Here is a 19602-nt window from a genome sequence, read left to right on the forward strand (position 1 = left end):
CCTGGCCCTGGCCGTCTTCCTGCTCAAGATCCTCGACCCGCATACCTTCGTCCGTGACCGCCCCGACCGGGCCAGCCCGCGGGCCACGAAGAAGGCCGGCGACTTCCCCGCCCGCAAAGATCAACCCCGTGTCGTCCACGTCACCCGCCGCATCCAACTCCACTGCCTCCGACAGCGGTCACCGACCTAACGCAAGGCCATTGGGTGTACGGGCCGCGAAGCTAGGGTATGCAATCGGCGCGGACCACTGGGGGCGAGGGTATGCGACCGATGCCCGTGCGATCCATGCTCGGCTTCGCTTTCACTCGGCTCGAACTGCACCGCGTCTCTGCTGCCATAGGGCCGAGCAACGCGCGATCCATAGCAGTTGTCGAACGCCTCGGCTTCACATTGGAGGGGCGTCTTCGTGACCACGTCTTCACCAATGGGGCGTGGCGAGACTCTTTGCTTTATTCGATCCTCTCGGGCGAGTGGAACGCGTAACGCGGGTTCGATCGACCGGCCTCGGCGCGCGGACGGCGTCGCTCAGCGGGGGAGTAGGCCCTCCAGGAACGTCGACACGAAGTCGTCGGCGAACTGCTTCATCGAGTACTGCTCGGTCGGCGTGAACCACCGGACCGACAGCCAGAGCGCGTCCCGGATCAGCCGGTACAGCACGGTGGGCGGGATGCCGGACCGGAAGTCCCCGGATGCGACCCCGGCCTCCAGCACCGTGATCCACGACTTCTGGATCGTGTGGGCCGCCGCCCTGATCTGGTCGGAGCCGTCCAGGGACGCCAGGTGCCCCGCGTTGTTCTGGTAGATCTCCGTCGCGTGCGGGTGCGCCTCGATCACGGCGAGCGACCCGTGCACCAGCTCGGCCAGCTGCGCGCGGGGCTCCGATCCCGCCGCCACGATCTGCGCGTAGCGGCCCGTCAGGTCGTCCAGGTAGCTCGTGACGATGGCGTGCACGATCTCGTCCTTCGAGCGGAAGTGGTGGTAGAGGCTCCCGGAGAGGATCCCGACCGCGTCCGCGATCTCCCGGACCGTCGTCGCGGCGATCCCCTTGCCCGCGAACAGGTCGGCGGCCTGCACGAGGATCGCCGTCCGCCGTCCGCCGTCGCGTGTGCCGCGCCACTTTGCCTCGTCATCCACGACTGCTACGGTACCAATCAAGCGCTTGGTAGCGCGATGGAGGAACGGCGAACGGCGGGGAGCGGATGGCCGACAAACGGATGACGGAACGCGAGGTGGTGGCGCGCCTGCGGTCCGGGATGACCATCGGGATCGGTGGCTGGGGCTCCCGGCGCAAGCCCATGTCGCTGGTGCGGGAGATCCTGCGGTCGGACCTGACCGACCTGACCGTCGTCAGCTACGGCGGCCCCGACGTCGGCCTGCTCTGCGCGGCGGGCAAGGTGCGCAAGCTGGTCTTCGGCTTCGTGTCGCTGGACTCGATCGCGCTCGACCCGCACTTCCGCGCGGCCCGGCAGGCCGGCGCGATCGAGGTCGCGGAGTACGACGAGGGCATGCTCCAGTGGGGCCTGTACGCGGCCGGCCTCAAGCTGCCGTTCCTGCCCACGCGGGCGGGCCTCGGCTCGGACGTCATGACCTACAACCCGGACCTGAAGACGGTCGCCGACCCCTACGGCGGCGACGAGCTGCTCGCGATGCCCGCGCTGCACCTCGACGCGGCGCTGGTCCACATGAACCGCGCCGATGTCCACGGCAACGCGCAGTTCCTCGGGCCGGATCCCTACTTCGACGACCTGTACTGCATGGCCGCCGAGCAGGCGTTCGTGTCCTGCGAGCGGATCGTGCCGACCGCGGAGCTGACCGCCGTCGCCCACCCGGCCACCCTGCGGATCAACCGGATGCTGGTGACCGGGGTGGTCGAGGCGCCGAACGGGGCACACTTCACCTCGTGCGTCCCGGACTACGGGCGGGACGAGGAGTTCCAGCGCGAGTACGCGGGCGCGGCGAGCGACCCGCAGGCCTGGCGGGAGTTCGCCGAGCGCTACCTCGCCGGATCCGAGTCGGACTACCAGGCGGCCGTCGCGGCCCGCCGTCAGGCGGTGCCGGCGTGACCACTACCGCGACGGCAGGCGCGCCCGACCAGGTGCGCGCCGAGGAGGTGAGCCGCGCCGAGGTCTGCGTCGTCGCCTGTGCCGAGGCCTTCCGGGGCGACGGTGAGGTGCTGGCCAGCGCCTTCGGGACGATCCCCGCGATCGGCGTGTGGCTCGCCCGGCACACGTTCTCCCCGGACCTGCTGCTCTCCGACGGCGAGGCGCAGCTGGTGCGCGGCACGTGGTCGGTCGACGCTCCCGCGGACGGGGACGTCGAGGCGTGGGCGCCCTTCCGCACGATCTTCGATCTGGTGTGGCACGGCAAGCGGCACGTCATGATGATCCCCTCGCAGGTCGGCGCCCACGGCAGCACCAACATCTCCGCGATCGGCGACTACGGGCGCCCGACGGTGCAGCTGCTCGGCGTCCGCGGAGCGCCGGGCAACACCGTGTGCCACCCCACCAGCTACTGGGTGCCCCGGCACTCCACCCGCGTGTTCGTGCCGGAGGTCGACATGGTCGGCGGGGTCGGCAACGACCGCGCCGCGCACGCCGGCCCGGCGGCGCAGCGCTACCACGACCTGCGGCGGATCGTCACCGACCTGGCCGTGCTCGACTACGCCCCGGACGGGGCACTGCGGCTGGCGTCGGTGCATCCCGGCGTGCCGGTCGAGCAGGTGCGGGCCGCCACCGGGTTCCCGCTCGTGATCGAACCGGAGGTGCCGGTCACGCGGCTGCCGACGCCGGCCGAGCTGCAGCTCATCCGCGAGGTCCTCGACCCGCAGAACCTCCGGGACCGCGAGGTGGCCCGGTGACGCCGGCGGCCCTGCACACCCGCGCCTGCGACCTGTTCGGCGTCCGGTACCCGATCGTGCAGACCGGGATGGGCTACGTCTCGGACGCGGGCCTCACCGCGGCCACCGCCCGGGCCGGCGGCCTGGGCATCCTGTCGGCCGCACTGCTCTCCTACGCCGGGCTCGCCACCGCGATCGAGGCGGTGCAGGCGCGGACGGACGCGCCGTTCGGGGTGAACATCCGCGCCGACCAGCCGGACGTCGAGCGCCGCATCGACCTGCTGGCGAGCACGGGCGTCACGGTCGCCTCGTTCGCGCTCGCCCCGCGGCAGGAGCTCATCGCCCGGTGCAAGGACGCCGGTCTGGTCGTGGTGGCGTCGATCGGTGCCCGCCGGCACGCGGAGAAGGTCGCGGCCTGGGGGGCCGACGCCGTCATCGTCCAGGGCGGGGAGGGCGGGGGCCACACCGGCGGCGTGCCGACGAGCCTGCTGCTGCCGCAGGTCGTCGACGCCGTCGACATCCCGGTGATCGGCGCGGGCGGCTTCTTCGACGGGCGCGGCCTCGTCGCGGCGCTGGCCTACGGCGCCGCCGGGATCGCGATGGGCACCCGGTTCCTGCTCACCACGGACTCGCCGGTGGCCCCGGCGGTCAAGGACGTCTACCTGTCGAAGACCGTCGACGACACCGTGCTCACCCGGGAGGTGGACGGCGTCCCGCAGCGGGTGCTGCGCGCCGGGACGGTGGACGCGCTGCTGCGCACCTCCGGGCCGACGCGGCTGCTGCGCGCGGCGCGCAACGCCGTGGCGTTCCGGCGGATCGCCGGCACGAGCTGGCCCGCGATGGTCCGCGAAGGCCTGGCCCTGCGCCGGACGCACGGCCTGAGCTGGAGCCAGGTGGCGATGGCCGCGAACGCGCCGGTCCTCTACCGGGCGGCGCTGCTCGAGGGCCGGGTCGACGTCGGGGTGATGGCCACGGGCCAGGTCGTCGGCCTGATCGACGACCTGCCCAGCTGTGCCGAGCTGATCGACCGGATCGTCGCCGAGGCCACGGCCGTGCTGCGTGGCCTGGGCTGCGAGGGAAAGGTGCGGGCCGATGCCTGACGCGAGCTGGGCGGGCCCGGCCCACGGCCTGCTGGCCGGGCGATCGGTCCTGGTGACGGCGGCCGCGGGCACCGGGATCGGCTACGCGACCGCGCGCCGCTGCGCCGAGGAGGGCGCCCGCGTGGCGATCAGCGACCGGCACGAGCGCCGCCTCGCCGAGGCGGCCGACCGGCTCGCCGAGCTCACCGGCACGCGCCCGCTCGCCGTCCCCTGCGACGTCACCGACCAGCAGCAGGTCGATCAGCTGATGGACGCCGTCGCCGCGGAACACGGGGCGATCGACGTGCTCGTCAACAACGCCGGGCTCGGCGGCACCGCCGGCGTCGTCGAGATGACCGACGAGCAGTGGGACTCGGTACTGGCGGTCACGCTCACGGCCACGTTCAAGACCACCCGCTCGGCGCTGCGGCACATGGTGCCCGCCGGGCGCGGCGTCATCGTCAACAACGCCTCGGTGGTCGGGTGGCGGGCCCAGGCGGGCCAGGCGCACTACGCCGCGGCCAAGGCCGGGGTGATGGCGCTGACCCGGTGCTCGGCGATGGACGTCGCCGAGCACGGCATCCGCGTCAACGCGGTGGCGCCCAGCATCGCGATGCACCCCCACCTGGCGAAGGTCACCAGCGACGACCTGCTCGCCGAGCTGTCGGCGCGCGAGGCCTTCGGCCGGGCGGCGCAGCCGTGGGAGGTCGCCAACGTGATCGTCTTCCTGGCCAGCGACTACTCGTCCTACCTGACGGGCGAGGTCGTCTCGGTCAGCAGCCAGCACCCCTGAGCGCGAGGAGCGACAGATGGCCAACCCCGACGCCGTCGGCACCGAGGGCGCGCCGTTCCGGATGGACGTGGAGCGCGGCAAGATCCGCGAGTTCGCGCGCGCCACCGGGTCGACCGACCCCGCCTACCTGGAGGCGGAGCAGCCGGTGATCCCCCCGACGTTCCTGACCACCACCTTCTTCTGGCAGAGCGCGGAGTCCGATCCGTGGCCCGCCGTGGCGCTGGACCAGCAGCGCGGCCTGCACGCCGAGCAGGAGTACACGTTCTTCGGCGAGCCCCCGCGGGCGGGCACCCGGCTCACCTGCCGGTCGCGGATCGGCGAGATCTCCACCAAGCAGGGCCGCCGGGGTGGCGAGATGACCTTCGCCGTGATGTACACCGACTTCCACGACGACACCGGGCGCCTGGTCGCCCGGGCGAAGCTGACCGGCGTCGAGACGGCGCGGCCCCCGGCGGAGGCGTCATGAACGTGCCCCCGCCCCCGGCGCCCTGGACCGTCGGCCCGGTGACCCGCACCGACTTCGTCCGCTACCAGGGCGCGTCCGGGGACATGAACCCGATCCACCACGACGAGGAGTTCGCGCGCGCGGCCGGGTTCCCCGCCCCGCTCGCGGTCGGCATGTGGCAGGCCGGCCTGCTCGGCACTTACGCCACGGGCTGGCTGGGCGCCCGCAACGTGCGCGGCTTCCGCATCCGGTTCCGCGAGCAGGTGTGGCCCGGCGACGAGCTCACCTGCTCCGGCGAGGTGCTGCGCGAGTACGCCGAGGACGGCGAGCGCCGCGTCGACGTCGAGCTGACCTGCGCCCGGCAGACGGGCGGCACGGCCGTCACCGCGTGGTCGACGTTCGTCGTCCCCGAGCAGGAGGAGACCCCCGATGTCGGCTGAGCAGTTCCCGCCCGCCGATCCGCCGATCGTCGCCACGACCGTGCACGACGGCGGCATCGCCGAGATCGTCGTGGCGAACCCGCCGGTCAACGCCCTGCCGGTGGCCGGCTGGTTCGCGCTGGCGGACGCGGTGACCGCCGCGGGCGCCGACGCCGGTGTGCGGGTGGTCGTGCTGCGGGCGGAGGGGCGCGGCTTCAACGCCGGCGTCGACATCAAGGAGATGCAGCGCACCGAGGGGTTCACGGCGCTGCTCGGCGCGAACCGGGGCTGCTACGCGGCGTTCAAGGCCGTGTACGAGTGCCCGGTGCCCGTCGTCGCGGCGGTGCACGGGTTCTGCCTCGGCGGCGGGATCGGCCTGGTCGGCAACGCCGATGTGATCGTCGCCGCCGAGGACGCCACCTTCGGGCTGCCCGAGGTGGACCGGGGCGCGCTCGGGGCGGCCACGCACCTGTCCCGGCTGGTGCCCCAGCACCGCATGCGCGCGATGGTCTACACGTCGGCCACCGCGACCGCCGCGGAGCTGCACTCCTACGGCTCGGTGCACGCGGTGGTGCCGGTCGCCGACCTGCGCGCCGCGGCGATGGAGCTGGCCCGGGAGATCGCGGCGAAGGACCCGACGGTGATCCGCGCGGCCAAGGCGTCGCTGAACGGGATCGACCTGTGGGACGTCAACCGCAGCTACCGCTTCGAGCAGGGCTTCACCTTCGAGCTCAACCTGAGCGGGGTCTCCGACCGCATCCGCGACGACTTCGTCGACGGGTCGGGCTCGTGACGGGGGCGATCGCATGGATCTGACCTGGAGCGACGCCGAACGGGCGTTCCGCGCGGAGGCCAGGGAGTGGCTGGCGGCGCACGTGCCGCGCGAGCCGCTGCCCTCCGGCGACACCCGGGAGGGCTTCGCGGCCCACGTGGAGTGGGAGCGCGAGCTGTTCGCCGACCGCTGGTCGGTGGTGTCCTGGCCGGCCGCCTACGGCGGGCGGGACGCGTCCCTGTGGGAGTGGCTGATCTTCGAGGAGGAGTACTACCGGGCGGGCGCCCCGCAGCGGGTGACCCAGAACGGGATCTTCCTGCTCGCGCCCACGCTCTTCGAGTTCGGCATCGCGGAGCAGCAGGACACGCTGCTGCCGCGGATGGCCGCCGCGGAGGACCTCTGGTGCCAGGGCTGGTCGGAACCCGGTGCGGGCAGCGACCTGGCCGCGATCCGCAGCACCGCCGAGCGGGACGAGGAGGCGGGCGGCTGGCGGCTGACCGGGCAGAAGACCTGGACGACGCGCGGGGCGTTCTGCACGCACCTGTTCGGCCTGTTCCGCACCGACCCGGCGGCCCCGCGGCACCGCGGGCTCACCTACTTCCTCGTCCCGCTGGACACCCCGGGCGTGACCGTGCGCGGGTTCGAGCGGCTCGACGGCGACGAGGGCTTCGCCGAGGTGTTCTTCGAGAACGCGTTCGTGCCCGACTCGGCGGTGCTGGGAGGGGTGGACCGGGGCTGGGCGGTGGCCATGGCCACGACCGGCTCCGAGCGGGGCCTCACGCTGCGGTCACCGGGCCGGTTCCTGCACGCCGCCGACCGGCTCGTCGAGCTCGCGCGCCACCACCCGGATGCGGCGACCGACCCGATCGTCGACCGGGTCACCGAGGTCTGGATGCAGGCGCAGGCCTACCAGCAGTTCACGCTGGCGCAGGTCACCGACATCGTCGAGGGGCGTGCGCCCGGGGCGCGGTCGAGCCTGAACAAGGTCTACTGGTCGGAGCTGGACATCCGGCTGCACGAGACCGCGCTCGAGCTGCTCGGGCCCGCGGGGCAGACCGACGACCGGTGGAGCCGGGGGTTCCAGTTCTCGCTCGCCGGGCCGATCTACGCGGGCACCAACGAGATCCAGCGCAACATCATCGCCGAGCGCGTGCTCGGCCTGCCGAGGAAGTGATCCGATGCGCTTCGCCCCGACGGCCGAGCAACGGGACCTCACCGCGGTCGCGCAGGACCTGATGGAGACGCTGTCCCCGCCCACGGTCGTGCGGGCGGGGCCGGACGCCCCGGAGGTCGACGCGCTGCACCGCGCGCTGGTCGACCTCGGCGCGCCCGGGCTGCTCGTGTCCGAGCCCGCCGGCGGGCTGGGCCTCGACGAGAACCACCTCGTTCCCCTGCTCGTGGAGGCCGGCCGGGCGGCGGTGCCGTTGCCGCTGGTCGAGACGGTCGCGTTCGCCGCGGCGGTGCTCGAGTCCGCCGGCCTGGCCGACGACGTGCTCTCCGGGAAGGCGATGTGCGCCGCCGACCCGGCCGCACGTGGCGATGTCCGGTTCGCGTCCCGGGCGAGCCTGCTGCTGGCGGGCGGGTTCGGCGGCGCCGGCCCGATCCGGGTGCTCGATTTCGCCGGCGCGAGCCGCGAACCGGTCGCGGCCGTCGACCCGGCCGCAGACCTGCACCGGATCGCCGGTGCGACCGAACGGGCGGTCGTGGCCGACCCGGCCGTCGTGGAGACGGCCTGGCTGCGCGGGGTCCTCGGGGCCGCGGCGGCGCTGGTCGGCCTCTCCCGGCGGATGCTCGAGATGACCGTGGAGCACGTCGCGGCGCGGCAGCAGTTCGGCGTCCCGATCGGCAGCTTCCAGGCCGTCAAGCACCACCTGGCATCCGCGCTGTTGGAGGTGGAGTTCGCCGCGCCCGCGGTCGCCGCTGCCGGGGCGGCGATGGCGACCGGAGACCCGGCGCGCGAGCGGGAGGTCTCCACGGCCAAGGCGCTGGCCTCCGACGCCGCGCTGCGGGCGGCCCGCACCGCGATCCAGTGCCACGGCGCGATCGCCTACACCACCGAGTACGACCTGCACCTGTTCGCGAAGCGGGCCTGGGCGCTGGCGGCGGACTGGGGATCGGCGGCCTGGCACCGCGCCCGGGTCGCGCAGCACCTCGGGCTGGCCGGCACCGGCACCCCACCCGCGTCCTGAACCGCGAACGACGAGAGGAGCCAGCACATGAGCAACCCCGACAGCGAGGTCGTCACCTACGAGCAGCGCGGCGACGTCGCGGTGGTGACGATGAACCGGCCGGAGTACCGCAACGCGCAGAACTCGGCGATGACGTACGCGCTCGACGACGCCTTCTACCGGGCGGCGGCCGACGACGCCGTCAAGGTCGTCGTGCTCGCCGGGTCGGGCAAGCACTTCTCGGCGGGCCACGACATCGGCACGCCCGGCCGGGACATCGACTCCTCGTTCGAGCGGCGGGCCGGGCTGTGGTGGGACCACGTCGGCCGGGAGGGCGCCGAGAGCCGGTTCGCCCGCGAGTCCGAGGTGTACCTGGGCATGTGCCGGCGCTGGCGCGAGCTGCCGAAGCCGACGATCGCGATGGTCCAGGGCGCGTGCATCGCGGGCGGGCTGATGCTGGCCTGGTCGTGCGACCTGGTGATCGCCGCCGACGACGCGTTCTTCGCCGACCCGGTCGTCCGGATGGGGATCCCGGGCGTGGAGTACTTCGCGCACCCGTGGGTGATGGGCCCGCGGTTCGCCAAGGAGTTCCTGTTCACCGGCGAGCGGGTGGGTGCCGATCGGGCGCTCGCGCTGGGGATGGTCAACCGCGTGGTGGCGCGGGCCGAGCTGGAGGCCGAGACGATGGGCCTCGCGGAGAAGATCGCGCAGATGCCGCGGCTGGGGCTGGCCCTGACGAAGAAGGCGGTCAACCAGGCCGAGGACCTGATGGGCCTGCGCGCCGGGATGGACTCGGTGTTCGGGCTGCACCACCTGGCCCACGCCCACAACGCCGAGGTCGGGACGGACTCGCTCGCCGGGCAGACCGCGCGGTCGATGAAGGCTCCCACCACGTCGCCGTGATGGCGGCCGTTCGGCGCCTTTCCCCTGGCGAGCGGCACTGCTAGCGTAGAAACCAGAATTGATTTCAGTCTTCGCAGAGAGGCGGGGGCATGACCTCGATGGTGAGCGCGAGTGCCCGCCCGGCCGTCGAGCGGCAGGTTCTGCCGCCGTCCATGGTCGAGCGCGTCACGTTGATCATGGACCGGTTCCAGGGCTCGCACCGGCGGCTGACATTGGAGGACGTGGCGCGCCGCACCCGGCTCCCACGCTCCACGGCGCACCGCATCCTCGACCAGCTGGTCCGCCTGCAGTGGCTCGACCACACGGCCTTCGGCTACGGGCTGGGCGACCGCTCCCTGAGCTTCCGCGGACGGGAGGGCGACCACGGTGAGCTGCGGGCGGCAGCGGCGTCGCTGCTGCACGACCTGGCTATGCGCACCGAGATGGTGGTGCACCTGGCTGTTCTCGACGGCGTGAGCGTGTACTACCTCGACAAGCTCGGTGGCCGGTCCGCGGCCGCGGTGCCGTCCCGGGTCGGCGGCCGGGCCCCGGCCCACTGCACCGCGCTCGGCAAGGCGATGCTCGCCCGCCTCGCACCGGAGCTCATCGACTCCGCCTACGCGGGCGGAGTCGGACGCCTGACCCCGCGCAGCATCGGCGACCTCGGCGTCCTGCACCAGGAGCTGAACCGCATCCGCCGGCGCAAGGGGCTCGCGTTCGAACGCGAGGAGTGCGTTCCGGGGCTCGGCTGCGTCGCCGCGGCCGTCCGTGGCCCGGAAGGGCCGGTGGGGGCGATCTCACTGGTCGGAAACGCGCGGGTGTCCCTGGAGCGGGTGGCCCCGCTCGTGGCCGACGCGGCCCGGACGGTGTCGCACGAGCTGTTCCCGGACATGGCGCAGCCCCGCCGCGCCCGCCGCCTGCCCGCCGCAACGCAGGAGACGTGGTCGCGCGAGTCGATGGCCCGCTTCCTGGCGGTGGGGGAGAACGGCGACTGGTTGTAGGTGCACGGGTCAGCCCCAGCCGTCACCCCAGCCCCACACGTCGGTGACGGCAAGCTCCTGCTCCAGGCCGAAGCGGCCACGGAAGAAGGTCATGGGCTGCCGGCGGGCGCCGTGCTCCACCTCGAGCACGCGGCCGAGCACTACGTCGTGGTCGCCCGCCACGTGCACCTCGTGCACCTCGGCGTGCACCCGCAGGAGGACGTCCGGCAGGGCGGGGGTGCCCCAGCCGGAGAGGCGCCACTCCAGCCCGTCGTACTTGCGGCCCCGGCTCGAGCCGAACCGTGCGCAGAGGTCGCCCTGGTGCTCGCCGAGGACGTGGACGCAGAACCGCCCCGCCGCGCTGATCCGCGGCCAGGCGCGGCCCCGGTGGTCGGCGCAGAACAGCACGAGCGGCGGTTCCAGCGAGACCGACGCGAACGACTGGCAGGCGAACCCGACCGGTCCGTGCTCGTCGGCGCCGGTCACCACCGTCACGCCGCTGGCGAACTCCGCCATTGCGCGCCGGAACTCGGCCGGCGCCGGTCCGGTCGTCTCGGTCGCCCCGGTCGTCGTCGTCACGTCACCGACCCTAGGAACCCCGTCCCGCTCGTTCCGGCGGCGATCCCGCTGGGCGGGACGGCCCGGCAGGCCCACGCGCCCGTGCCGCCATAGGCTGGGTGCGGGGGACGGACGCAAGTGACAGGGGGACGGCGTGGCGAGAATCGCCGAAGCGCGACCAGCGGCGGCACCGAGCTCGGAGAACCAGGTCGCCCGGCACCGCCGCATCCTGCACGCCGCCGCCGAGCTCGGGGCCGAGAAGGGGCTCGACGGCGTGCAGATGCACGAGGTCGCCAGGGACGCCGGGGTGGCGATCGGGACGCTCTACCGCTACTTCCCGTCGAAGACGCACCTGTTCACCGCCGTGCTGGCGGAGCGGATCGGCGCGCTCGACGAGACCACGCCCCCGCCGGCGGCGGGGGCCGACCGGGTCGACGCGGTCGCCGACCTCCTGGTCGGGCTGAGCCGGGACCTGATGCGCACGCCGCTGCTCGCCACGGCGATGATGCGGTCGGCCGCCGCCTCGCACCACGCGACAGTGGCGGAGACGGAGCAGATCGCGGCCGACCTGGACCGCGTGATCCTGCGTGTCCTCGGGATCGAGCAGCCCACCGAGCGCGACCTGTCGGCGGTGCGGCTGCTCGCGTACGGCTGGTGGGGCCTGGTGACCGCGGCCCTCGACCGGCACCTGACCGCCACGCGGGCGGAGGCCGACATGCGGCTGGCGGCGCGCCTGCTCCTGGCGGCGCGGTCCCGCTGACCGGAACGCACCGGGAGGCCGCGCCGCTGCGGTCGGCACCATCGCCGGATGGGCGACGACGTCATGGCGGCGGTGCGGCCGTTGCTGCCGGGGATCGCGCAGCGGGCCGCGGTGGCCGAGGAGAACCGGGTGGTCCCCGAGGAGACGATGGCCGAGCTCGTCGCGGCCGGGCTGTTCCGGATACTCCTGCCGAAGCGCTACGGGGGAGCGGAGGCGGACCCGGTGCGGTTCTACGAGGTCGTGCGCGCCATCGCGGGCGCCTGCGGCTCCACCGGCTGGGTCGCCTCGGTCGTCGGCGTGCACCCCTGGCACGTGTCCCTGTTCGCCGAGCGGGCCCAGGACGAGGTGTGGGCAGGCGACCCCGACACGCTCGTCTGCTCCTCCTACGCCCCCGTCGGCAGGCTCACACCCGTGGAGGGCGGGTACGAGCTCAGCGGGCACTGGCGGTTCGCGTCCGGCTGCGACCACGCCTCGTGGGCGCTGCTCGGCGGGCTGGTGACGGGTGCGGAAGGACGGCCCTCGACTTCGTCACCGCGCTCGTGCCGCGCGCGGACTACCGGATCGACGACGTCTGGGACGTGGTCGGCCTGCGCGGCACCGGCAGCAACGACCTGCACGTCGAGCGGGCGTTCGTGCCGGCGCACCGCACGGTGCGCAACTTCGAGCACGCGCAGCTGCGCGGCCCCGGCCAGAAGATCAACTCCGGGCCGCTGTACCGGATGCCGTTCGGCGCGATCTTCACCTCCGCGGTGACCGCCCCCGTGATCGGGGTGGTCGAGGGCTGCCTCGAGGCCTACCTCGCGGGCATGCGGGACCGGATCCGGCTCAGCCTCGGCGGCGGCCGGTTCGCCGAGGACCAGTTCGCGCAGGTCGCGGTCGCGCGCGCGGCGTCCGAGGTCGATGCCGCGGCGCTGCAGATGGACCGGAACATCCGGGAGCTCCACGACTGCGCGGCCCGCGGCGACGAGATCCCGATGGAGCTGCGGCTGCGGGCCCGGCGCGACCAGGTGTGCGGCACGGAGCGGGCGCTGCGGGCCATCGACATCCTGTTCCGGACCGCAGGTGGCAGCTCGCTGCGGCGCGGCAACCCGATCGAACGCGCCTGGCGGGACGCCCACGCGGGCAGCAACCACGTCGCCAACGACGTCGAACGCGCCCTCGCGCTGTACGGTACGGCAAGGGCGCCTTCGGGCTGCAGGTGGAGGACAACCTGGTCTGACGCGCGCCGGCCCGCAGCATCGGCCAGAGCCTTTCTGCCAACGTTCGTAGGTCCGCGCGTCCAATGCGACCCGGGCCGCGCCCCGGTAGCGGCCCCACGGCTTGGCCGCGGTGCCTGCCCTTCCGCTTCACGCGCCCGGGTGCGACGGATCCGCCACTCCGCCAGGCGGGCCGCGAGGGCGTGGCCCGAAAGCCCGCTGATCAAGGCGCAGATGTCCCTTGTTGATCTGTCAGGACGACATCAGCGCCTTGATCAGCGGGTTCCGGGCGGCGGGCTCAGGGTCCCGCACGTCGGTGACGGCGAATTCCGCCGAGTGCCCACCCCGCCGTGGCGGGCCGTTCGGGCGAGGTGCGGGCGTCACCGGGTATGAACGGAGATGCCTTCGGCGACAGCGGACGCGCGGGCCATGCGCTGATCGGTCGTGAGGACCGGGACACGTAGGCGGGTGGCGAGTTCGACGTACAGCGCATCCGTCAGGCGGAGATCGTGCCGGCGCGACCACGCACCGGCCACGAGGTCGACGACCGGATGCCGGGTGACCGGAACTGCGGCCAGCGTCGCAAGGCCGGCTTCGACGTCCACCGTCGCCAGCTCGCCGGCGCGCTGCAGCCGCCCCAGCGCGGACAAGACCTCCGCGTCCATGTGAGCCGGCGCGTGCATCACCGTGCCGGTGAGCCTCGCCCTGGCGGCCGTCGCGTAAGTGGTCCCGGCGAGCAGATCCACCACTACCGACGCGTCCACCACCACCGTCTCGGCCGGACGGTCAGGCATCCGGCTCGCCGCCCATCTCGGCTCGAGCCTCGTCGAGCGCCGCCATCGCCGCTCGGTGCGTGACGGCGTGGCGTGGCTCCGGCAGCGATGCCAGCCACGTGTCCGTGGCGCGCCGCTGCAGCTCGTCGGCGATCGCGGCTTGGACCAGCGCCGACAGGTTCACCTTCGCCGCCTTCGCCCGCTCGGCGAGCTCGTCGGGGATGTAGACGTTCACCCGCGCCATACACACAATGTACACACATCGTGTCGACCTCGGCACGCGGGTGCCCGCAGGCGATCGAGGGAGGTTGGAGCCGGGCCTCGTGGATGGAACAGCCGGCGAACAGGGCGTCAGCTGCGCGTCACCACGTAGCGGGCCGGGACCTCGCCCCCGCCGTGCACGGCGAGGTCGGCCCCGGTGACGTACGCGGCGAGGTCGCTCGCCAGGTACAGGCAGGCGTTCGCCACGTCGGCGGGCGTCGCCATGCGGTGCATCGGGATCAGCTCCGCCACCGCGGCCCCGCCGTCGGCGCCGTAGACCGTCGCGGCGGCCTCGGTGCGGATCAGCCCGGTGGTGATGTGGTTGACGCGCACCTTGGGCGCCCATTCGAGGGCGAGCGCGCGGCTGAACATCAGCAGGCCCGCCTTGGCCGCGGAGTAGGCCGCCGTGCCCGGCTGCGGGTCGTGCGCCGACACGCTGCCGATGTTGACGATCGCGCCGCCGTCGTCCTGCTGCTGCATGACGCGGTTCGCCGCCTGCGCGACGTAAAACGGGCCGAGCAGGTTGAGCTGCACGATCTTCTCGACGAACCGCGGCGACACCGTCGCGGCGTCCGCGTCGGGCGACCCGCCCGCGTTGTTCACCAGCACGTCGAGCCGCCCGGTGCGGCGGACCGTCTCCGCCACGAGCGCGGCCGCCTGCTCCGGGTCCCGGACGTCGGTGGCGACGAACTCCGCCGAGCGCCCATCCGCCGTGGCGAGCCGTTCGGGGGCGGTGCGCCCGCACACCACCACGTCCGCCCCGGCGGCGAGGAACGACTCGGCGATCGCGTACCCGATGCCCTTGGTGCCGCCCGTGACCAGGACGGTCCGGCCGGTGACATCGACCTGTGCTGTGCCGGCCACGGTCAGCCCAGGCGCTCGATGATCGTGACGTTCGCCTGCCCGCCGCCCTCGCACATCGTCTGCAGGCCGTACCGGCCGCCGGTGCGCTCGAGCTCGTGCAGCAGGGTCGTCATGAGCCGCGCGCCGGTGGCGCCGAGCGGGTGCCCCAGCGCCATGGCGCCGCCGTTGACGTTGACCTTGGCCAGGTCCGCGCCCGTCTCCTTCTGCCAGGCGAGCACGACGGAGGCGAAGGCCTCGTTGATCTCGACGAGGTCGATCTCGTCGACGCTCATGCCGGCGCGGTGCAGGGCGTACGCGGTGGCGGGGATCGGCGCGGTGAGCATCCACACGGGGTCGGCGGCGCGGGCCGAGATGTGGTGGATCCGGGCTCGCGGAGTGAGCCCGTGGCGCCGCACCGCCGCCTCGGACGCGACGAGCAGCGCGGCCGCGCCGTCGGAGATCTGGCTGGAGACGGCGGCGGTGATCCGGCCGCCTTCGCGGACCGGGGGCAGCGAGCGGATCTTCTCCAGGTTCGGCTCGCGCGGGCCCTCGTCGGCGGTCACCCCCGCCACGGGGACGATCTCGCGGTCGAACCGGCCCTCCGCACGCGCCCGGATCGCCCGCTCGTGCGAGGTGACGGCGAGGGCCTCCATGTCCTCCCGGGAGACGTCCCACTTCTCGGCGATCATCTCGGCCGAGCGGATCTGGTTGACCTCCTGGTCGCCGTACCGCTCCCGCCAGCCGGTGGAGCCGGAGAACGGGTCGGGGAAGCCCAGCGGCGCGGCGAGCGTCATCGCCGAGCTGATCGGGATGGCGCTCATGTTCTGCACGCCGCCTGCCGCGACGAGGTCGGCGGTGCCGCTCATCACGGCCTGCGCGGCGAAGTGCACGGCCTGCTGCGACGACCCGCACTGGCGGTCCACGGTGACGCCGGGGATCTCCTCGGGGAGACCGGCCGCCAGCCAGCAGGTGCGGGCGACGTCCCCGGCCTGGGGGCCGACGGTGTCGACGCACCCGAACACGACGTCGTCCACGGCGGCGGGGTCGATGCCCGAGCGCTCCACCACCGCGCGCAGGACCGCGGCGCCGAGATCGGCCGGGTGGACGCCGGCGAGCCCGCCGCCGCGCCGCCCGACGGGAGACCGTACGGCCTCCACCAGATAGGCCTCGTTCATCGCGTCCTCCTCGCAGTCCGACGCCGACAGGTTACCGTATCGAGAACCAAGCGCTTGCTTCGATCCAGACGAGAGGACTTCCCATGGCGACAGCGCTCGAGGCGGTCATCGTGGCCGCGGCCCGTTCCCCGATCGGCCGTGCGTACAAGGGGTCGCTGCGCGAGATGCGCGCCGATGACCTGGCGGCCCAGCTCGTGCGGGCCGCGCTGGACCAGGTGCCCGCGCTCGACCCGGCCGAGCTCGACGATCTGCTGCTCGGCTGCGGCCAGCCGGCGGGGGAGCAGGGATACGGGCTCGGTCGGGCCGTCGCGGTGCTGCTGGGCCTCGACGGCGTCCCGGGCGCCACCGTGCAGCGCTACTGCGCGTCCAGCCTGCAGACCACACGGATGGCCGCACACGCGATCCGCACCGGCGAGGCGCAGGCGATCGTCTCGGCGGGCGTGGAGTGCGTATCGCGGTACGGCAACGGCGGCAAGGCCGACGGCATGCCCGGCACGCACAACCCGCGGTTCGCCCCGGCGCAGGAGCGCTCGGCGCGGCGAGCGGCGTCCGCGGAGCCGTGGAAGGACCCCCGGCTCGACGGCGACCTGCCGGACCTCTACATCGCGATGGGGTAGACCGCGGAGAACGTAGCGGAGCGGTGCGGCGTGAGCCGGGCGCGGCAGGACGAGTTCGCGGCGCTCAGCCAGAACCGCGCCGAGGCGGCGATCGCCTCCGGGTTCTCCGCCGGCGACATCACCCCGGTCACCCTGCCCGACGGGACGACGGTGGCGGCCGACGACGGGCCCCGGCCCGGCACCACCGTCGAGAAGCTCGCGGCGCTCGCCCCGGCCTTCCGCGACGTCGGCACGGTGACCGCGGGCAACTGCTGCCCGCGGGGCGACGGGGCGGCGGCGCTGGTGGTCCTGTCCAACCGCCGTGCTGCCGAGCTCGGGCTGACGCCGCTGGCCCGGATCGTGTCCACCGGAGTCTCGGCGCTGAGCCCGGAGGTGATGGGGCTCGGGCCGGTGGCGGCGGTGGACCGCGCGCTGACGCTCGCCGGGATGGGCATCGGCGACCTCGACCTCATGGAGATCAACGAGGCGTTCGCGGCGCAGGTGCTGCCGTGCGTCGACCGGATCGGGATCGATCTCGACCGCGTCAACGTCCACGGCGGCGCCATCGCGCTGGGGCACCCGTTCGGGCAGACCGGCGCGCGGATCACCACCACGCTGCTGCACGCGCTGCAGGACGCCGACGCCGAGATCGGCGTCGCGACGATGTGCGCCGCGGGCGGTCAGGGCATGGCGCTCGTGCTGGAGCGCATGTCGTAACGACCCCGACCCGCGCGCACCAACTGCCCGACTCGCGCGCATCCAGCCCCCGACTCGCGGAAGTCCCGCCGCGAGTCGGGGGATCCGTGCGCGCGAGTCGGGCTCTGGGTGCGAGGGGATCGGGCTATGCGGGAGTGCGACGGCGCTCGGCCAGCGGCGTGAGCACGAAGCCCTCGTAGCCCTTCGCCACGACGTCGGCGCAGATCGTCCGGTACGTGCCGAACCCGCCGATGAACGGCATGAACACGCCTGGCTTGCCCGGGACGTTCGCCCCGAGGTACCAGGAGTTCGCCTTCGGGAACAGCGTGTTCTCCGCCAGCTCGTTCGACCGCCGCACCCAGGCGTCCTGCGCCTGCGCGTCGGCCTCGATCGTGGCGTTGCCCGTACGCGCCAGATGCACGAGGCAGTCGGCGATCCAGTCGATGTGGTGCTCCGCGGCGAGGACCATGTTCGCGAGCACGGACGGGCTGCCCGGCCCGGTGACGATGAAAATGTTCGGGAACCCGGCCGTCATCAGGCCGAGGTAGGTCCGCGGTCCGGCCGCCCACGCGTCGCGCAGGGACCACCCGCCACGGCCCCGGATGTCCATGCCCAGCAGGGCCCCGGTCATCGCGTCGAAGCCCGTGGCGAACACGATGTCGTCCAGCTCGTACTCCCCGCCCGTGGTGCGGAGACCGGTGGGCGTGATCTCCTCGATCGGGGCGGATCGGATGTCGACCAGCGTCACGTCGTCCCGGTTGAACGTCGGGTAGTAGTCCGAGTCGGTGCAGATCCGCTTGGTGCCGATCGCGGGGTCGGTGGGGACGAGCAGGTCGGCCACGGCGGGTTCCGTCACGAGAGCGCGGATCTTGCGCTCCCAGAACGCCCGTGCGGGCGCGTTGGCCTCCTCGGTCGCCATCTGGTCCGGGAAGGTCTTGCTGAACAGCACCCCGCCCAGCTCCCAGCGCCGCTCGTACGCGGCGTTGCGCTCCTCCTCCGACACCTCGAGGGTCCGGCGCGGGTGCGCTTCGTGCGGTGAGCCGCCGCCGCTCTCGCGGGACGCCCGCCGACGCTGCTCGTACGTGGCCTTGTACGCGGCGCGGGTCTCGTCGGTGTGCGGGTGGTTCCCCGCCGGGATGGAGTAGTTGGCGCTGCGCTGGAACACGTACAGGTGCGCCGCTTGCTCGGCGATGAGCGGCGTGGCCTGGATCCCGGAGGAACCGGTGCCGATGATGCCGACCCGCCTGCCGGTGAACTCGACGCCCTCGTGGGGCCAGCGGGCGGTGTGGAACCAGCGGCCCGTGAACTCGGACAGGCCCGGGATGTCCGGGATGCGGGACGCGGACAGGCTGCCGGTGGCGAACACGCAGTAGGTCGCGGTGACGACGTCGCCGTTGTCCGCGCGGACCTCCCAGTGCTGGGCGTCGTCGTCGTAGACCGCCGACGTCACCCGCGTGCCGAAGGAGATGTCCCGGCGCAGGTCGAACCGGTCGGCGACGTGGTTCAGGTAGCGCAGGATCTCCGGCTGGGTCGCGTAGCGCTCGCTCCAGTCCCACTCCTTCTGCAGCTCGTCGGAGAAGGAGTAGGAGTAGTCGATGCTCTCGACGTCGCAGCGGGCGCCGGGGTAGCGGTTCCAGTACCAGGTGCCGCCCACGTCGGCGCCCGCCTCGTACCCCCGCACCGACAGCCCGAGCTCGCGCAGCTTGTGTTGGGCGTACAGGCCGGCGAAGCCGGCCCCGACGACGAGGACGTCGGCATTCATCGGGTTGCCTCCTGCAGGGGTTGGTCGGACCGGACGGCGAGCGCGGCCCGCAGCACCGCGATCTCCTCGGCGGCCTCCCGCCGGCTCGCGGGCGCGTGCCGGATGGCGGACGAGCCGTGGAAGGTGCCGGGGAAGACGTGGAGCTCGGTGGCGACGCCCGCGGTGAGCAGCGCCTGCGCGTACGCCAGCGCCTCGTCCCGCAGCGGGTCGAACTCCATCGCGCTGACGTAGGTGGGCGGTAGCCCGGCGAGGTCGGTCGCCCGGGCCGGTGCCGCGTACGGGCTCACGTCGGCGCTGCCCGGCACCCCCGCACCGAGATAGGCCGACCAGGCGAGCCCGGCCTTCGTCGTGTCCCACTGCGGGGTGTCGGTGAACCGGAGGAGGCTGACCGTCTGCTGCCGGTCGTCCAGCATCGGGATGCCCAGGTACTGGAAACACAGCGCGGGCCCGCCCCCGTCGCGCGCGAGCAGCGCGAGCCCGGCGACTAGAGCGTGTCCCTTGGATCATGGGACGGGGTCGCGGAGCCAGATCCTGATCGAGGCGACGTCGATGGTTCCGCGGAACATGTAGTCGCGCTTGTCGTAGCGGGTGGCGACCGCGCGGTGGCC

21 protein-coding genes and 3 pseudogenes are annotated in these 19602 nt (G+C 73.4%); 16 read left to right on the top strand and 8 right to left on the bottom strand.

From position 1 onward, the window contains the following. Both KME75_RS43785 and KME75_RS43790 read left to right on the top strand, forming a co-directional pair. Positions 1–190 (top strand): hypothetical protein (locus tag KME75_RS43785; RefSeq protein ID WP_246633022.1); only part of this gene is annotated, 190 nt, incomplete at its 5' end. 95 nt (positions 191–285) lie between these two features. After that, a complete protein-coding gene (locus tag KME75_RS43790) occupies positions 286–483 on the top strand; it encodes a GNAT family N-acetyltransferase (RefSeq protein ID WP_308283159.1) in 198 nt (65 codons plus the stop codon). Between the two features lie 42 nt (positions 484–525). Here the strand turns inward: KME75_RS43790 and KME75_RS28350 are convergent, their stop codons facing one another. Then, a complete protein-coding gene (locus KME75_RS28350; RefSeq protein ID WP_219417950.1) occupies positions 526–1134 on the bottom strand; it encodes a TetR/AcrR family transcriptional regulator in 609 nt (202 codons plus the stop codon). A gap of 65 nt (positions 1135–1199) precedes the next feature. Here KME75_RS28350 and KME75_RS28355 point away from each other — a divergent pair, with 65 nt between their 5' ends. From KME75_RS28355 to KME75_RS28405, 11 genes are all read left to right on the top strand, one after another. Then, positions 1200–2063, top strand: coding sequence for a CoA transferase subunit A (locus KME75_RS28355; protein WP_219417951.1), 864 nt, complete (start codon positions 1200–1202; stop codon positions 2061–2063). Beyond that, complete coding sequence (locus tag KME75_RS28360; RefSeq protein WP_308283161.1) at positions 2060–2857, top strand: CoA-transferase subunit beta; 798 nt, start codon at positions 2060–2062, stop codon at positions 2855–2857. The genes KME75_RS28355 and KME75_RS28360 overlap by 4 nt, the downstream gene beginning before the upstream one ends. 11 nt (positions 2858–2868) lie before the next feature. Continuing rightward, a complete protein-coding gene (locus tag KME75_RS28365; protein ID WP_219417966.1) occupies positions 2869–3936 on the top strand; it encodes an NAD(P)H-dependent flavin oxidoreductase in 1068 nt (355 codons plus the stop codon). Continuing rightward, positions 3929–4708: an SDR family oxidoreductase gene (locus KME75_RS28370; RefSeq protein WP_219417952.1), complete on the top strand. Its 780-nt coding sequence runs from the start codon at positions 3929–3931 to the stop codon at positions 4706–4708. Before KME75_RS28365 ends, KME75_RS28370 begins: the two co-directional genes overlap by 8 nt. A gap of 16 nt (positions 4709–4724) precedes the next feature. Continuing rightward, a complete protein-coding gene (locus KME75_RS28375) occupies positions 4725–5174 on the top strand; it encodes an FAS1-like dehydratase domain-containing protein (protein WP_219417953.1) in 450 nt (149 codons plus the stop codon). Continuing rightward, positions 5171–5593 (top strand): MaoC/PaaZ C-terminal domain-containing protein, encoded by a 423-nt coding sequence (locus KME75_RS28380; protein WP_219417954.1) that lies wholly within the window; start codon positions 5171–5173, stop codon positions 5591–5593. Before KME75_RS28375 ends, KME75_RS28380 begins: the two co-directional genes overlap by 4 nt. Beyond that, positions 5583–6365: an enoyl-CoA hydratase family protein gene (locus tag KME75_RS28385; RefSeq protein ID WP_219417955.1), complete on the top strand. Its 783-nt coding sequence runs from the start codon at positions 5583–5585 to the stop codon at positions 6363–6365. The genes KME75_RS28380 and KME75_RS28385 overlap by 11 nt, the downstream gene beginning before the upstream one ends. 13 nt (positions 6366–6378) lie before the next feature. After that, positions 6379–7518, top strand: coding sequence for an acyl-CoA dehydrogenase family protein (locus KME75_RS28390; protein WP_219417956.1), 1140 nt, complete (start codon positions 6379–6381; stop codon positions 7516–7518). A gap of 4 nt (positions 7519–7522) precedes the next feature. Then, entirely contained in the window at positions 7523–8533 is a 1011-nt protein-coding gene (locus tag KME75_RS28395) for an acyl-CoA dehydrogenase family protein (protein ID WP_219417957.1), read from the top strand. A gap of 27 nt (positions 8534–8560) precedes the next feature. After that, positions 8561–9415: an enoyl-CoA hydratase gene (locus tag KME75_RS28400; RefSeq protein WP_219417958.1), complete on the top strand. Its 855-nt coding sequence runs from the start codon at positions 8561–8563 to the stop codon at positions 9413–9415. 89 nt (positions 9416–9504) lie between these two features. Continuing rightward, positions 9505–10395: an IclR family transcriptional regulator gene (locus KME75_RS28405; RefSeq protein WP_246633024.1), complete on the top strand. Its 891-nt coding sequence runs from the start codon at positions 9505–9507 to the stop codon at positions 10393–10395. A 9-nt stretch (positions 10396–10404) separates the two neighbouring features. On the opposite strand, the gene KME75_RS28410 is transcribed toward KME75_RS28405, so the two are convergent. Then, complete coding sequence (locus tag KME75_RS28410) at positions 10405–10953, bottom strand: flavin reductase family protein (protein ID WP_308283164.1); 549 nt, start codon at positions 10951–10953, stop codon at positions 10405–10407. A 133-nt stretch (positions 10954–11086) separates the two neighbouring features. Here KME75_RS28410 and KME75_RS28415 point away from each other — a divergent pair, with 133 nt between their 5' ends. Continuing rightward, on the top strand, positions 11087–11692 hold the full coding sequence (locus KME75_RS28415; RefSeq protein ID WP_219417959.1) for a TetR/AcrR family transcriptional regulator: 606 nt from the start codon (positions 11087–11089) through the stop codon (positions 11690–11692). A 48-nt stretch (positions 11693–11740) separates the two neighbouring features. Continuing rightward, positions 11741–12911, top strand: a pseudogene (hsaA, locus tag KME75_RS28420) (3-hydroxy-9,10-secoandrosta-1,3,5(10)-triene-9,17-dione monooxygenase oxygenase subunit). Positions 12912–13268: 357 nt separating this feature from the next. Here the strand turns inward: hsaA and KME75_RS28425 are convergent. From KME75_RS28425 to KME75_RS28440, 4 genes are all read right to left on the bottom strand, one after another. Further along, entirely contained in the window at positions 13269–13658 is a 390-nt protein-coding gene (locus tag KME75_RS28425) for a type II toxin-antitoxin system VapC family toxin (protein WP_308283166.1), read from the bottom strand. A gap of 16 nt (positions 13659–13674) precedes the next feature. Next, complete coding sequence (locus tag KME75_RS28430; protein WP_219417961.1) at positions 13675–13905, bottom strand: type II toxin-antitoxin system CcdA family antitoxin; 231 nt, start codon at positions 13903–13905, stop codon at positions 13675–13677. A gap of 107 nt (positions 13906–14012) precedes the next feature. Beyond that, complete coding sequence (locus KME75_RS28435) at positions 14013–14786, bottom strand: SDR family oxidoreductase (RefSeq protein WP_219417962.1); 774 nt, start codon at positions 14784–14786, stop codon at positions 14013–14015. Between the two features lie 2 nt (positions 14787–14788). Next, positions 14789–15940: an acetyl-CoA C-acetyltransferase gene (locus tag KME75_RS28440; RefSeq protein WP_219417963.1), complete on the bottom strand. Its 1152-nt coding sequence runs from the start codon at positions 15938–15940 to the stop codon at positions 14789–14791. Between the two features lie 83 nt (positions 15941–16023). On the opposite strand from KME75_RS28440, the pseudogene KME75_RS28445 reads away from it, so the two are divergent. After that, positions 16024–17253 (top strand): annotated as a pseudogene (locus KME75_RS28445) (acetyl-CoA C-acetyltransferase). Positions 17254–17377: 124 nt separating this feature from the next. On the opposite strand, the gene KME75_RS28450 reads toward KME75_RS28445, so the two are convergent. After that, positions 17378–18994, bottom strand: coding sequence for a flavin-containing monooxygenase (locus KME75_RS28450; RefSeq protein ID WP_219417964.1), 1617 nt, complete (start codon positions 18992–18994; stop codon positions 17378–17380). Further along, positions 18991–19485, bottom strand: a pseudogene (locus KME75_RS28455) (alpha/beta hydrolase fold domain-containing protein); the annotation flags it as partial. The gene KME75_RS28450 and the pseudogene KME75_RS28455, both read right to left, overlap by 4 nt. Positions 19486–19602 lie beyond the last annotated feature (117 nt).

Source organism: Pseudonocardia nigra, assembly GCF_019396355.1.
GTDB lineage: Bacteria > Actinomycetota > Actinomycetes > Mycobacteriales > Pseudonocardiaceae > Pseudonocardia > Pseudonocardia nigra.

What these genes read in the sequence shown, in the direction of transcription:
- KME75_RS28405 (WP_246633024.1), top strand. Translation starts at nt 9,505, where the DNA reads ATGACCTCGATGGTGAGCGCGAGTGCCCGCCCGGCCGTCGAGCGGCAG.
- KME75_RS43790 (WP_308283159.1), top strand. Translation starts at nt 286, where the DNA reads ATGCTCGGCTTCGCTTTCACTCGGCTCGAACTGCACCGCGTCTCTGCT.
- KME75_RS28430 (WP_219417961.1), bottom strand. Translation starts at nt 13,905, where the DNA reads ATGGCGCGGGTGAACGTCTACATCCCCGACGAGCTCGCCGAGCGGGCG.
- KME75_RS28385 (WP_219417955.1), top strand. Translation starts at nt 5,583, where the DNA reads ATGTCGGCTGAGCAGTTCCCGCCCGCCGATCCGCCGATCGTCGCCACG.
- KME75_RS28375 (WP_219417953.1), top strand. Translation starts at nt 4,725, where the DNA reads ATGGCCAACCCCGACGCCGTCGGCACCGAGGGCGCGCCGTTCCGGATG.
- KME75_RS28370 (WP_219417952.1), top strand. Translation starts at nt 3,929, where the DNA reads ATGCCTGACGCGAGCTGGGCGGGCCCGGCCCACGGCCTGCTGGCCGGG.
- KME75_RS28395 (WP_219417957.1), top strand. Translation starts at nt 7,523, where the DNA reads ATGCGCTTCGCCCCGACGGCCGAGCAACGGGACCTCACCGCGGTCGCG.
- KME75_RS28400 (WP_219417958.1), top strand. Translation starts at nt 8,561, where the DNA reads ATGAGCAACCCCGACAGCGAGGTCGTCACCTACGAGCAGCGCGGCGAC.
- KME75_RS28390 (WP_219417956.1), top strand. Translation starts at nt 6,379, where the DNA reads ATGGATCTGACCTGGAGCGACGCCGAACGGGCGTTCCGCGCGGAGGCC.
- KME75_RS28440 (WP_219417963.1), bottom strand. Translation starts at nt 15,940, where the DNA reads ATGAACGAGGCCTATCTGGTGGAGGCCGTACGGTCTCCCGTCGGGCGG.
- KME75_RS28380 (WP_219417954.1), top strand. Translation starts at nt 5,171, where the DNA reads ATGAACGTGCCCCCGCCCCCGGCGCCCTGGACCGTCGGCCCGGTGACC.
- KME75_RS28355 (WP_219417951.1), top strand. Translation starts at nt 1,200, where the DNA reads ATGGCCGACAAACGGATGACGGAACGCGAGGTGGTGGCGCGCCTGCGG.
- KME75_RS28450 (WP_219417964.1), bottom strand. Translation starts at nt 18,994, where the DNA reads ATGAATGCCGACGTCCTCGTCGTCGGGGCCGGCTTCGCCGGCCTGTAC.